This is a genomic window from Halostella sp. PRR32 (assembly GCF_034808085.1).
GTDB classification, from domain to species: Archaea; Halobacteriota; Halobacteria; order Halobacteriales; family Natronoarchaeaceae; genus Halostella; species Halostella pelagica.
The window spans coordinates 146867-159356 of the sequence record NZ_JAXHGL010000004.1 but is presented as its reverse complement, the minus strand read 5'-3'; the positions used below and the strand labels follow the sequence as shown (position 1 = coordinate 159356).

13 protein-coding genes are annotated in these 12490 nt (G+C 62.0%); 9 read left to right on the top strand and 4 right to left on the bottom strand.

What is annotated here, in order from left to right; translation table 11 throughout:
* The first annotated feature begins 13 nt into the window (after window positions 1–13).
* Both SM753_RS14895 and SM753_RS14890 read left to right on the top strand, forming a co-directional pair.
* Entirely contained in the window at window positions 14–1000 is a 987-nt protein-coding gene (locus SM753_RS14895) for an ABC transporter permease (RefSeq protein ID WP_323192204.1), read from the top strand.
* Window positions 997–1899: an ABC transporter permease gene (locus tag SM753_RS14890; RefSeq protein ID WP_323192203.1), complete on the top strand. Its 903-nt coding sequence runs from the start codon at window positions 997–999 to the stop codon at window positions 1897–1899. The genes SM753_RS14895 and SM753_RS14890 overlap by 4 nt, the downstream gene beginning before the upstream one ends.
* A 506-nt stretch (window positions 1900–2405) precedes the next feature.
* On the opposite strand, the gene SM753_RS14885 is transcribed toward SM753_RS14890, so the two are convergent.
* From SM753_RS14885 to SM753_RS14870, 4 genes are all read right to left on the bottom strand, one after another.
* Window positions 2406–4040: an acyl-CoA synthetase gene (locus SM753_RS14885; RefSeq protein WP_323192202.1), complete on the bottom strand. Its 1635-nt coding sequence runs from the start codon at window positions 4038–4040 to the stop codon at window positions 2406–2408.
* Window positions 4041–4149: 109 nt separating this feature from the next.
* On the bottom strand, window positions 4150–4497 hold the full coding sequence (locus tag SM753_RS14880; protein WP_323192201.1) for a winged helix-turn-helix domain-containing protein: 348 nt from the start codon (window positions 4495–4497) through the stop codon (window positions 4150–4152).
* 63 nt (window positions 4498–4560) lie between these two features.
* Window positions 4561–5331, bottom strand: a complete 771-nt coding sequence (locus SM753_RS14875; protein ID WP_323192200.1) for a CoA-transferase — start codon at window positions 5329–5331, stop codon at window positions 4561–4563.
* Window positions 5321–6217 (bottom strand): CoA-transferase, encoded by an 897-nt coding sequence (locus tag SM753_RS14870; RefSeq protein WP_323192199.1) that lies wholly within the window; start codon window positions 6215–6217, stop codon window positions 5321–5323. The genes SM753_RS14875 and SM753_RS14870 overlap by 11 nt, the downstream gene beginning before the upstream one ends.
* A 117-nt stretch (window positions 6218–6334) precedes the next feature.
* Here SM753_RS14870 and SM753_RS14865 point away from each other — a divergent pair, with 117 nt between their 5' ends.
* The 7 genes from SM753_RS14865 to SM753_RS14835 are packed head-to-tail and all read left to right on the top strand — an operon-like array spanning window position 6335 to window position 12489.
* Window positions 6335–7597, top strand: a complete 1263-nt coding sequence (locus SM753_RS14865; protein ID WP_323192198.1) for an ABC transporter substrate-binding protein — start codon at window positions 6335–6337, stop codon at window positions 7595–7597.
* A gap of 51 nt (window positions 7598–7648) precedes the next feature.
* Complete coding sequence (locus SM753_RS14860; protein ID WP_237561341.1) at window positions 7649–8524, top strand: branched-chain amino acid ABC transporter permease; 876 nt, start codon at window positions 7649–7651, stop codon at window positions 8522–8524.
* Window positions 8525–9610 carry a branched-chain amino acid ABC transporter permease gene (locus tag SM753_RS14855; protein WP_323192197.1) on the top strand — a complete coding sequence of 362 codons (1086 nt, stop codon included), beginning with the start codon at window positions 8525–8527 and terminating at the stop codon, window positions 9608–9610.
* Window positions 9607–10398: an ABC transporter ATP-binding protein gene (locus SM753_RS14850; protein WP_323192196.1), complete on the top strand. Its 792-nt coding sequence runs from the start codon at window positions 9607–9609 to the stop codon at window positions 10396–10398. Before SM753_RS14855 ends, SM753_RS14850 begins: the two co-directional genes overlap by 4 nt.
* Window position 10399: 1 nt before the next feature.
* Window positions 10400–11116: an ABC transporter ATP-binding protein gene (locus SM753_RS14845; protein ID WP_323192195.1), complete on the top strand. Its 717-nt coding sequence runs from the start codon at window positions 10400–10402 to the stop codon at window positions 11114–11116.
* A gap of 42 nt (window positions 11117–11158) precedes the next feature.
* The gene (locus SM753_RS14840) at window positions 11159–11686 is read left to right on the top strand and encodes a gamma carbonic anhydrase family protein (RefSeq protein ID WP_135535976.1); all 528 of its coding nucleotides are present in this window, start codon (window positions 11159–11161) and stop codon (window positions 11684–11686) included.
* On the top strand, window positions 11683–12489 hold the full coding sequence (locus SM753_RS14835; RefSeq protein ID WP_323192194.1) for an enoyl-CoA hydratase-related protein: 807 nt from the start codon (window positions 11683–11685) through the stop codon (window positions 12487–12489). The genes SM753_RS14840 and SM753_RS14835 overlap by 4 nt, the downstream gene beginning before the upstream one ends.
* The last annotated feature ends 1 nt before the right edge of the window (window position 12490 follow it).

The following is a 12490-nucleotide window of genomic DNA, read 5'->3' as shown; positions in this document are numbered from 1 at the left end:
CCGTTCACCTATTATGACAAATTCACTCACTGAGTTTCTGATCAGGCGGGTCGTGAGTTTCGTCACGATGCTGTTTTTCCTCCTGTCAGCGATTTTCGTCCTGTTTCGGGTCATGCCCGGCGACCCGACAGCGATGTTGATCAGCGGACAGTTCACCGAGGAGGCGCGTCAGTCGATGCTCGAAACCTTCGGATTGAACCGCCCGCTGCACGAGCAGTACGTGATCTTCATCGGGAACGTGCTTCAGGGGGACTTCGGTATCTCCTTTTTCTACAGGGAGCCCGTGGCAGAAGTAATATTCCCGAGACTGATCAACACGCTCCTCATCATGGTGCCGGCGCTCACGCTGGTGATGGTCATCGCGTACTTCTGGGGATCGATCGTCGGCTGGAACAAGGATACGGCCCTCGACCGCTGGGGGACGTACGTCCCGGTGTCCATCCGCGCCGTGCCGCACTTCGTTCTCGGGCTGACCCTCCTGGTGATCTTCTCCTACAACCTCGGCTGGCTGCCGACTGGAGGTATGGGTCCCATCGGAGGTGCTGACAAGTCCGTCACGGAGCGACTCACGTCGCCCACGTTCTACAAGTACGCGGCGTTACCGTTTATCACTGCGTTGCTCCATTACATCGCCGATCCGATGTTGCTGATGCGGAACAACATCATCAGTGAGCGCCAGAAGGACTACGTCGAACTGCACAGGCTCAAGGGACTCAAACCCCGACAGGTGCGCCAGCGGGCGGCACGCAACAGTATGCTCCCGCTCCTGACGTGGCTGACGCCGATGGTCGGTGTCGCCTTCGGCGGTCAGATCCTCATCGAAGTCGTGTTCTCGTGGCCGGGGATCGGCCGCGAACTGGTGCTCGCGGCGACGCGGCAGGACATGCCCGTCGCGCAAGCTGCGTTCTTCATGGTGGCTGTGATAGTGTTGCTAACGAACCTTATCGTCGATCTGGCGTACGGATACTTCGATCCGCGGATTAGCTACGGAAAAACATGATAAACGAGAAGTACTACCAATCGGCCTCGCGGGCTCGACGGATAGTATGGGACTTCTTCAAACCGGTCTTCGAGGACCGGTGGGGGAAGTTCGCACTCACGATCCTCGTTGTGTACGTACTGATCGGTATCGTCGGACCGCACCTCCCGATGCCTGGTCCGTTCGAATATCTACAGAAGCCGTCGGGCGAGTACGCGCAACTGGAATCGCCGAGCGCCGCGTACCCGTTCGGGACGACGTACCTCGGGTACAGCGTTCTGAGCCAGACGATCCACTCGTTCCGGACGTCGCTGCTCGTCGGATTCCTGTCCGCGGCTCTCGTCGTCACCATCGGAGTCAACATCGGACTCGTGTCCGGGTATTACGGGGGGAAAGTAGATACTCTGTTGATGGGTCTCACCGACCTCGCGTACGGGTTGCCGTTCTACCCGCTCGCGATCATCCTGGTCGCGATATTCGGGTCGGGACTGTACACCATCGCCGTCGTGATCGCGCTCCTGTTCTGGCGGTCGGTCGCCAGGATCACTCGCTCGGAGACGCTGTCGCTCCGGGAACGCGAGTTCGTCAAAAGCGCGAAAGCAGCCGGATCGTCCGACGTGAAGATAATGTACTACCACCTGCTCCCGAACCTGTTGCCTCTCATCCTGATCTACTTCGTGTTCGCCATCACCTGGGGCATCCTGCTCGAAGCGAGCCTGAGTTTCATCGGGCTGGGTAACTCCGATACGGTCAGTTGGGGTCTAATGTTGCATCAGGTGTTCGAATCCGGCGAACTGACCCGGGCCTGGTGGTGGGTAGTCATCCCGAGCTTCGCCCTCTGGTTGTTCATCTGGAGCCTCTACGTCGTGGCCCGCTCTCTGGAGGACAACGTGGCGGTTTCCGCCAAGGGCGGAGCCTGATGCCGTGATCCGGTTTGGGGTCTTCTATTTTCATCTCGCTCTCTGTGAGCGACCGAGGATTCGTCCGTCGTCTGTGAACCCGACTAGCGGCGCGACAGTCCTGTATTGCCGTATACGGATATCGTAAACGATTCCGAATACACCCGAAAATAACACGGGCTTAGGGTGTGTTTATATGCGATATTGTGCCCTAACCGATAGGGTAGTTACGAGTCTGCGGCCGTGAAGTCGGGATCATATCGGATCTCTCCTTACTATCGTATACGATAGACGTATACGGGCAATCCGTCACAGAGAACTACCGGTTTGTCGGTACGGGTGTACTGTCGGCTGTAACCGAGTGTGGATATTCGCCGGACCGATCCGGTGAACGTCCACAAGGACTTACAGCCGACAGTATATCTTCCCAGATACGCGATCGTGCTAGCACCACTAAGAACGACGATACCGACGGTACGACTACCGAGGGTCCAAAAATCAGGTATACGGCAGCGAAGAAGGCCGCGCTACGACTGCTCTTGATCCCGGAGTTCGGTCCGACGGATCTTCCCGGTCTCGGTCCGGGGGAGTTCGTTCACGAACTCCACTTCGCGCGGGTACTTGTACGGTGCAAGGGAGTTTTTCACGTGGTTCTGTATTTCCTCGACCAGAGCGTCGTTAGCCGATTGGTCCTCTGTTAGCACGACGAACGCCTTCACTATCTCGCCGCGTTCCTCGTCCGGGCTCCCGATGACGGCTACTTCCGATACGGACTCTTGCTCCTGAATGACTGCCTCTACCTCGGGCCCGGGGATGTTGTATCCGCTCGAAATGATGAGGTCGTCGTTCCGGGACTTGTACTCCAGACGACCGTCCTCTCGCTGGACGAAGATGTCTCCCGGATACGACCAGCCGTCCTTCACGGCGTCCGCCTGTTTGTCCGGCCGGCCCCAGTACTCGATCCCGGTCGGACCGCGGACCGCCAGTAGTCCCGGTTCGCCGCGCTCACACTCCTCTCCGGTGTCGGGGTCGACGATCTTGCACTCGTATCCCGGGACGGGGAACCCGGTCGCGCTGGGGTCTATCTCCTCGTCGTGGCGGTGACTGATGAAGATGTGTAGCATCTCCGTCGTCCCGATCCCGTCGAGTAGCTCGACCCCGTACTCGTCTCGGAACGATTCGAACGTCGTCGGCGTCAGCGGCTCGCCGGCGCTCACGCCGACCCGTAGCGAGGACACGTCGTACGTCTCGGGCCCGTCCGGATACTCCGAGAGCATCTGGTTGAACGCCGTCGGGATCGAACAGAGCACCGTGATCCCGTGGTTCTCGACGGCTTCGAGCAGGTCGCCCGGGTCCGCGTCCTCAACGATACTCGTGCTCCCGCCGAACCGTAACGGGAACGTGACGAGATCCCCGTACCCATACGCGAACGGTAGCGGCGGATTACCGCCGAACACGTCGTCTTCCGAGGGTTCCAGACAGTACCGAGCGTAGGTGTCGGCGGATGCGAGGATCTGTCGATGGGTGTGGATCGCGCCTTTCGGCCGCCCCGTCGTCCCGCTGGTGTAAAGCATCAGCGCGGGGTCGTCGCGCTTAGTTTCGCGGCTCTCGAGGTCGGTGCTCGCCGAGTCCAGCAGGTCGTCGTAACTGTGTCGGTCGTGCTCGACGCCGTTTCGCTCGGCGACGATCACGTTTTCGACCGTCTCTAGGTCGGACATCGCGTTTTCGACCTCGTCGAGCAGGTCGTCGTAGACGACGATCGCACGCGCTTCGGCGTTGTTGATGATGTACCGGAGTTCCTTCGCGCGGAGGAGCTTCATCGACGGAAGCGCAACGCCACCGATCTTCTGGATGGCGAGACAGCTGACGATAGCCTCCGGGCGGTTCGGGAACCGAACGGCGACGCGGTCACCCGCTTCGATCCCCATATCGAGGAGCGCGTTCCCCATCCGGTTCACTCGTTCCTGTAGTTCCGCGTAGGTGATCTCTTCGTCCTCGAAGTGGATCGCCACGTTGTCCCCGCGTCCGTCCTGTACGTGTGTGTCCACGAGTTCGTCGACGACGTTGATCCGCTTTGGGTAGTGGGCCTCGGGGACGGCGTGAATATAGTCCGGCTTCGCTGATTCGTCTGGTAAGTTCTCCGCTGGCTCTCTTAGCGCCATGATAACTATTCGATCATAGGATCAGACCAAATACCTAACGGTTGTTGTACGGAAATCGAACACGAAACCGAAATTCTATCTGTGATCTTTCGATGTGCTCGCTGCACCGTTACTCGGCGGATCCGGTCGTTTCCTCGAACAGATCCTCGTGCAACTGGCGAACGTCTGCGACGACAGCGCGGTCCTCGTCGAGCCTGTACGTGGCTGCGTCGTCGAGTTCGTCCGTTTCGACGACGATCCCCGAAGACCGGAGTTCGTCGAGGTGGTCGGCGACCCTATCGTCGTCGACGCCGGATATCCGTGCGATCTCGCTTACGCTGAAGTCGGTCGTCGGGTTCTCCGACTCGGTCAACAGCGCGCTTACGATCCGGGTTTTCGGGTGATCTCCGAACACCGCCGTCAGTGGGAGGTCGTCGGCGAACGCTTCGGGGTTGTCGATATCGTCGGTACCTGGCATACACGGGAGAACGTGCTGCCAGTTCTTAACATCGGGGTGTTCACCGACCCCGGTCGCCGTCATCTACGTCCAGAAGCCGTCAGGGTCGAACGTTCGGATCAGTTCTAGCTCCTCTCCCGTCGGTTTCGAGGTTGTGGTCACTGTCCCTTCGCCCACGTCCGACGCCGTGTTCACGTCCCACGGGAAGTCGGCAAGCACGTCGTCGGCGTCGACGCCGGGGTGCGTGCTACGGAGATAGAGTTCGCCGTCGCGGAATCCGAAGGTGGCTTTGGAGGTGACGAGAGCGCTGGGACCGCCGCCTGGGGCGGGATGGTTCTCCCGGCCGCTCCCGTCGCTCGCATGTCCCGGACTGGTGACGTAGTTGACCTCCTCCACGAACCGCCGCGGTTCGTGCGGCATCAGCAGAACAGTCCTGTCGGCCATACACGCGATGTCGCATGCACCGCCGCTACCGGGGAGTCGAACCTCGCGGTCACCCGCTCGAACCCGCGTGGTGTTGAGGTTTCCGTACCGGTCTACCTCGGCCCCGCCGAGGAAGCCGACATCGACGTCGCCCCGCTGGAGGCGACTCATGATGTCGATCATCCCGGTCGTCGACACGGCGCGGTTCAGGTTCGGGAGGTCACACATGGTGTGAATGAACCCGTCGGCCGGGGCGTCTCTGACGACCCCGCTCTCGTAGACGGCCATCGAATCGGGCGCGTGTGTGCTGACGGCGACCTGGAACGCGATAAGTGGGAGTCGCATACCGACGAAGGCCGTGTCACCGTTGTCTATCTCGGCGGCCGCGGCACTGACCATCAGTTCTCGGTCGGTGTACTCCTCACTGGCCATACTCCACCTCCGCGGCGACGGTGGGTTCGGTGATAGACAGGTCGGCGTCGACTAACTCCATGTACTCGTCACGGTTCTCGACGCCGTACACCCACTCGTCCGCCCACTCGTCGAACGCTTCCTGCGTGTCTGTCTGACTGTGATAGTCGAGGTAGTACTCGTTGTCGCGGTTGTAGTGGCCCGTCAACGGGGACGGGTGCGCCCCGAAGGGGCACTCGACGACGGCGGTGACCTGTTCGCGGGTGATAGCGGTCCTGCTCGGGTCGCTCTTGATCGTCTCGGAGTCTACGACTTCCTCGGTCGTCACGAGGACGTTCTCCGCGGCACCGACGGCGGGGTCCGTGATTCCGGTGTTACCCCACATGTGGACGTCGCCCTCGGGGCTCGCACGCTGTGCGTGGACCACGGTCCAGTCTGGATTTACCGCCGGAACCTGTACGACCTCGTCGCCGGTAAACGGGTCCTCGGCGCGGGCGAACAGATCGCTCTCCTCGAAGATATCGCTCCCGAGTAGCGATCTGGTCGGCAGATACGGGACGCCCATCGCACCGGCTTTGAGCGCGAGCGCGATACTGAAATTAGAGTGATTCTCGACGCGTATCCGGTCGTTTTCGACTGCCTCGCGGAACCGGTAGCCGGTGCCGGCGCTCACGTTACCGACCCACGCCGCCCGGATACCCGAAACCGCGCCGCCGCCGATCAACTGGTCGAACAGGAGGTCGCTGATGGGGCCGATCATCGTGAGGTCGTCCGTTCCCTGCCGCAGCAGTTCGTGGCCGACCGCGAAAGGGATCGCATGTTCGAGCGCGAGACCGGCAGCGACGGAACTGCCGGACTCTATCTCCGACACTGCCTCTTCCAACGTAGGTAACGGGTTTGGTGCCATCACTGATCCGTCTACGATATTCCCTTATAAATCCACGCGGCGTTCCGGCTCTGACTCCGGAGAAAAGAACTCATCATGGTCGAAAATTATAAATGCGTGATCGACTACGACTTGTGTATGACTCCCAAGAGGAGCACTACCAAGCGTGGACAGCGAGACGCATCACAGTCGTCGACAACTACGTCGCGACGACGATTCCTGCTCAGTAGCGGCGTCGCGGGAACGGCCGCCGCTCTGGGGGGTTGTCTCGGTGGGATCACCGGCAGCGACGACGGGACGTTGACGGTCGGGTACGTGCTCCCCTTTTCGGGGACGTACTCGTTGCTCGGAGAGAGTATCGTCAACGGCTTCGAACTCTTTCTCGACCAGAACGACGGTCAGATAGCCGGCCGCGAGGTCGAAACGGTACAGAGCGACACGGAGGCCGACACCGACCGCGGCGTCTCGGTGACCCGTCAGATGCTCGTCGACGAGGGTGCGGACGTCCTCGTCGGACCGGTGTCGAGCGCCGTCGCGATAGCGATGATGCAGACGGTCGAGAACGAGGCCAGCGCGATCTGGCTCAACGCCAACGCCGGCGACTACCGCGTCGTCAAGGAGGGCTGTCTGAAGTATCACTTCCGAACGTCGTTCAACGACTGGCAGACCAGTGCCCCGCTCGCGCCGTGGGTGTACGACAACGTCGCCGACAACGTCGTTCTCGCCTACGCCGACTACGCGTTCGGCCAGAACTCGAAGAACTTCTTCGCGGAGGCGTTCGAAGAGGCCGGCGGCGAAGTCGTCGGCGAGGTCGGCGTACCGCTCGGCAGCGACGACTACTCGCCGTACCTCGGTGAGATCGAGGACAGCGGTGCCGACGCCGTGTTCTCGTTTTTCGCCGGTAGCGACGCGGTCAACTACGTCTCCCAGTTCAGCGACTTCGGTCTCGACGACAAAATGACACAGACGGGGAGTGGGTTCCTCCTCTCCGAAGACACGCTCCCCGCACAAGGGGAAGCGGCACTCGGGAAGTACTCTATCCTGCACTACACGCCGACGAAGCAAAACGACCGGAACCAGGAGTTCGTCGAGAACTACATGAGCGAACACGACACTCGGCCGAACGTGTACGCAGTTCAGGGGTACGACTCGGCGCAGGCCTTCAACGCCGCTGTCGACGACGTCGACGGGACGGACCCGGACGACCTCGCCGACTCGCTCAGCGGCACGGAGATCGACAGCCCGCGCGGGAGTTTCCAGTTCCACCCCGAAACGAACGACCCGATCCAGGACATGGACATCCGCCAAGTCGTCGAGAGCGACGGGGAAGTCCCCGTCGAGAACGAGGTCGTCGAAACCCTCGAACGGCCCGAGATTCCGACCTGGGGTTGCAGCCTGTAAGATGACCACCGACCCGAACAACCAGCGCCACGCTACCGGAGGTGAGACGCAGTGGTAGACGCGACGACGCTGATCCGGGCCACCTTGCTCGGCCTTCAGCTTGGAATGACGCTCGCGCTCGTCGCCGCAGGTCTCACGCTCATCTTCGGGATGTTAGACGTGATCAACTTCGCCCACGGCGCGCTGTACATGCTGGGGGCGTACTTCGGGGTCACCGTCGCAACTGAACTGGGGAGTTTCTGGTTGGCGCTCGTCATCGCGCCTCTCCTCGTCGCTGTCGTCGGTGGCGCGATAGAGATTCTGTCGCTTCGACCGCTGTACGGACGCAACCCGCTGTATCACATCCTGCTCACGTTCGGAATCGCTATCATGACGCAGGGGCTCGTCGTCGAGATCTGGGGCGCTCAGTCGCTCAGGATCCAGGTTCCCGATGCGCTCTCGGGCACGCTGACGTACGGGTCGCTCAGCTATCCCGTCTACTGGATGTTCGTCCTGGCGGTGAGCACCGTTCTCATCGGAGCGATCTGGCTCGCGATCAGCAGGAGCGACATCGGTATCATCATCCGCGCGAGCGCTCACGACACGGAGATGGTCGACGCGCTCGGCTTCGACGTATCGAGGGTGTTCACGGGCGTCGTCGTGTTCGGCGCCGCGCTCGCGGGCGTCGCAGGTGTCCTCCTCGGCGCGTCGCGGTCAGTCAACCCCGGCATGGGGTTCGGCGTGATCATCCAGGCGTTCGTCATCGTCGTTATCGGCGGTCTCGGGAGCTTCCGCGGGGCCGTGTTCAGCGCGTTACTGATCGGGCTCGTCACTGCCTACGGTGCCCTGATCGCGCCGTCGCTGACCGACCTGTTCATGTTCGCGCTGATGGCAGTCGTCCTGATAATCAAACCGAGCGGTCTCTTCGGCGCAACGGAGGCAGCATAGATGCGCGAGATCGTTGCCATGTTCGACCCGCGACGCACGTCCGTCGGGGACAGCCAGATCCTCACGAGCAGGGGGCGACTCGCCGTGTTCGGTCTCATCGTCTTGCTGGCGATTCTGGGCCCGGTCGTCGCCATCGTCGAACCGTACTGGCTGTACATCCTCGTGCAGGTACTCGTGTTCGCGCTGCTTGCGCTGTCGCTGGACTTCGTGTTCGGCTACGCCGGCCTGCTGTCGTTCGGCCACGCGGCCATGTTCGGGGCCGGCGGGTACTCGGCGGCGTTGCTGATAACGGAGGTTACGCCGAACGCGCTCGTCGTCTTGCCGGTGGCGATGCTCACTGGCGTCGCGGTCGCGGCCGTGATCGGTTGGTTCAGCGTCCGTTCTCGGGGTATTTACTTCGCAATGCTGACGCTGGCGTTCGCACAGATGTTCTACGTGGCGGCGTTCGCTGACCTCCCCGCGACCCTCCTCGGCGTCGAATCGATCACCGGGGGCGACAACGGGATCTACGGCATCGCACTGTACGAACTGATCGGAATCGACCTGAGCGACCGGATCAACTACTACTTCCTGACACTGCTTCTGGTCGCGCTGTCGCTCGCGTTCCTCGTTCGTCTGGCGAACTCGCCGTTCGGGCGCGTTCTCCAGGGGATCCGCGAGAACGAGGAGCGGGTGGCGTTCATCGGGTACGACGTCCGCCGGTACAAGGTGGTCGGGTTCGCCATCAGCGGCGGATTCGCCGGCCTCGCCGGTGGGCTGTACGTTCCGTTCCAGAGCCTCGCTCACCCTCAGTTCCTCCACTGGACCGTCAGCGGCGAACTCGTCGTGATGCTGTTGCTCGGCGGGATGGGGACGCTCTGGGGGCCGATGCTGGGAGCCGCGTCGGTCATCATCCTGGAGGAGATGCTCGGCGGGATAGCGGCCTGGGAGGTCATCCTCGGTGGCATCTTCGTCGTGGTCGTCATCTTCGCTCCGCGGGGACTAGCGGGGGTACTCATCTCTCTTAAAGAGGACCCGCGGAACGCCCTGACGAACGCGAAAAACGCGATCGAAAACTACGTCCGCAAAGTCCGAGGGAAATCATGAACCGCACCAAGCCCGAGACGCCCGACAGCGAAACGACGGACGAGACGCTACTTCGAACGGACGACGTGACGAAGAAGTTCGGTCAACTGACTGCCATCAACGACGTCTCGATGTCGATCCCGGAGGGCGAGATCACGTCGATCATCGGCCCGAACGGTGCGGGGAAGACGACTCTGTTCAACCTGTTCACCGGCAAGTACGAACCGACCAGCGGTCAGATACGGTTCCGGGACGAGCGAATCGACGGCATGGCACCGCACGATATCGTCGACAAAGGGGTCGTTAGATCGTTTCAGATAACAAACTTTTTCGACGACCTGACTACGAGAGAGAACGTTCGACTCGCCACACAAGCCCGGTATTCCGGATTCGGTGCGTCCGATTTCCTCCGGCATTACACGAGCCTCGACGGTGCGGTCGACGACGCGGAGGCCGTACTGGAGCGCGTTCACCTTCTCGATGTCGCCGACCGGCAGGCATCGAACCTTTCGTACGGTCAGCGACGGCATCTGGAGATCGGGATCGCGCTCGCCGCCGGTCCGGATCTGCTGTTGATGGACGAGCCAACGGCGGGGATGAGCCCGGAGGAGACCGTGGATACGGTCGAACTGATCGAGGAGATCGCGTCGGACACGACGCTGGTTCTCATCGAACACGACATGGATATCGTCATGGACATCTCAGAATTCATAGTAGTGATGAACGAGGGAGAACTCATCGCGCGAGGAGACCCCGCGGAGATCCGAACGGACGACCGCGTGCAGCGAGCGTATCTAGGTGGTGAGTAAGATGGCAGAGGAACTGCTCTCCGTCTCGTCGATCAACACTCACTACGGGCAGAGTCACGTCCTCTTCGACGTCTCGCTCTCGGTCGACCGCGGCGGGATCGTCGCGCTGGTCGGCCGCAACGGGGCCGGCAAGACAACGACGCTACGGAGCATCATGTGTCTCACCCCGGTGACCTCGGGGACGATAACGATGAACGGCGAGGAGATCCAGGGGCTCCAACCGCACGCCGTCCGCAAGCGGGGTATCTCCTGGGTGCCGGAAGGGAGACGCGTGTTCGGCGATCTGACAGTCGAAGAAAATCTCAGACTCGCGGCACACACCGGCGAAGGCGACAAACGCGCCGGGTTCGAGGAGATATACGACCGCTTCCCGCGACTCGACGAACGTCGAACGCAGAAAGCGGGGACGATGAGCGGCGGCGAACAGCAGATGCTCGCCATCGCGCGTGGACTGCTCGGCCCGGAGACCGACCTCCTCCTGCTCGACGAACCGAGCGAGGGTCTCGCACCCCAGATAGTCGAGGACGTAAAGGATATCATCCGGGACCTCAACGACGACGGGGTTACGATACTCCTCGTCGAACAGAACGCCGAGATGGCGCTCGACCTGGCCGACCTCGCCTACGTGCTTGAAACCGGCGAGGTCGTCCACGACGCGCCGGCCTCGGAGTTGCTGAGCGACCGGTCCGCGATGGAGACGTATCTGGGGGTGAAATGAACGTGATCCGCAATATCAGCGAACCGTACGGAGGTGACGCGAATGCAACGACCGTTTGAGACGGACCGCCCCGATATCGCCGAGTCGGCGTTCGTCTCCGAGATGTCGTATCTCGTCGGCGATGTCACGGTCGAACCGCGGGCGAGCGTCTGGCCGTTCGTCTGCATGCGGGGGGATTACGGCCCCATCACGGTCGGCGAGGAGACGAACGTGCAAGACTTCACGATGCTTCACGAGGCGACGGTCGGGTCGGGCGTAACCATCGGCCACAACGTCGTCGTCGACCGGGCGACCGTCGGGGACGACGTCCTCCTCGGCATGTCGAGTACCGTCCTTCCCGACGCGTCAGTCGGCGACGACTGCATCGTCGCGGCGGGGACCGTCGTCCGGGAGGACCAGGAGATACCGGACGGCCACATCGCGTACGGATCGCCGCCGGAACTGAAACCGATAACCGACGAACAGCGCGACCAGATCCGCTGGTACGGAGAGGAGTATCTCCAGCTAGCGGAACGGTATCGCACGGCGGAAGCGCCGCTCGGCCGCAGTGAGGGTGGGAGCCACCAATGACCCGTGTCGAACGGGTCCACGATCAGGCGCGGATCGAGTACGTCGCGAACGGCGACGTCGCGCGCCTCGTGATGGAACGGAACGAGGAACCGATCAACGTGTTCACGCCGCCGCAGGTGGAGGCGATGGCGGAGACTGTCGAGGGAGTAGACGAAAGCGTCGACTGTCTCGTTCTCTGCGGCGAACCGGAGTTCTCGGCCGGGGCCGACCTCCGGTCTATCGGCGACGCGCCGTCGGAGATGCGGTCGGTGAAGATCGACGCCATCGCCGCCGCGTCGAACCGGTTCATTCGCACGCTACGTCGGTTCCCCGGGCCGGTCATCGCCGCGGTCACGGGCGTCGCGGCGGGCGGCGGACTGGGGTTCACGCTCGCGTGCGACCTCGTCGCCATGCATAGCCACGCCGTTCTCGACACCGCGTACGCGAGGATCGGGCTCACGCCGGACAACGCGACGCCGTTTTTCCTCGCGAAAACCGTGGGGCCGTACAAGGCCCGGGAACTCATCTTCGAACCCGAACCGATCACAGCGGCCGAGGCCGCCGAACTTGGGCTCGCCAACCGCCGGATCGACGGCCCCGAAGACGAGTTCATCGACGCGGTAACGGAGTGGGCGGCGGAGTTGGCTGACGGCCCGACGTCGGTGTACGAGGAGACGAAGGAACTGATCGACTCGACGTTCCAGGGGCGTCTGGACGAGCATCTCGAAGAGGAGCGAGACACGATAAAGCGGATCAGCAACTCCGAGGTGTTCGAAGAGGGACTCGACGCCTTTCTCGAGAAACGAGACCCGGACTGGAGCTAAC

Excerpts from the sequence above, each read along its gene's own strand:
- SM753_RS14895 (WP_323192204.1), top strand. The coding sequence starts at position 14 with ATGACAAATTCACTCACTGAGTTTCTGATCAGGCGGGTCGTGAGTTTC.
- SM753_RS14890 (WP_323192203.1), top strand. The coding sequence starts at position 997 with ATGATAAACGAGAAGTACTACCAATCGGCCTCGCGGGCTCGACGGATA.
- SM753_RS14885 (WP_323192202.1), bottom strand. The coding sequence starts at position 4,040 with ATGGCGCTAAGAGAGCCAGCGGAGAACTTACCAGACGAATCAGCGAAG.
- SM753_RS14880 (WP_323192201.1), bottom strand. The coding sequence starts at position 4,497 with ATGCCAGGTACCGACGATATCGACAACCCCGAAGCGTTCGCCGACGAC.
- SM753_RS14875 (WP_323192200.1), bottom strand. The coding sequence starts at position 5,331 with ATGGCCAGTGAGGAGTACACCGACCGAGAACTGATGGTCAGTGCCGCG.
- SM753_RS14870 (WP_323192199.1), bottom strand. The coding sequence starts at position 6,217 with ATGGCACCAAACCCGTTACCTACGTTGGAAGAGGCAGTGTCGGAGATA.
- SM753_RS14865 (WP_323192198.1), top strand. The coding sequence starts at position 6,335 with ATGACTCCCAAGAGGAGCACTACCAAGCGTGGACAGCGAGACGCATCA.
- SM753_RS14855 (WP_323192197.1), top strand. The coding sequence starts at position 8,525 with ATGCGCGAGATCGTTGCCATGTTCGACCCGCGACGCACGTCCGTCGGG.
- SM753_RS14850 (WP_323192196.1), top strand. The coding sequence starts at position 9,607 with ATGAACCGCACCAAGCCCGAGACGCCCGACAGCGAAACGACGGACGAG.
- SM753_RS14845 (WP_323192195.1), top strand. The coding sequence starts at position 10,400 with ATGGCAGAGGAACTGCTCTCCGTCTCGTCGATCAACACTCACTACGGG.
- SM753_RS14840 (WP_135535976.1), top strand. The coding sequence starts at position 11,159 with ATGCAACGACCGTTTGAGACGGACCGCCCCGATATCGCCGAGTCGGCG.
- SM753_RS14835 (WP_323192194.1), top strand. The coding sequence starts at position 11,683 with ATGACCCGTGTCGAACGGGTCCACGATCAGGCGCGGATCGAGTACGTC.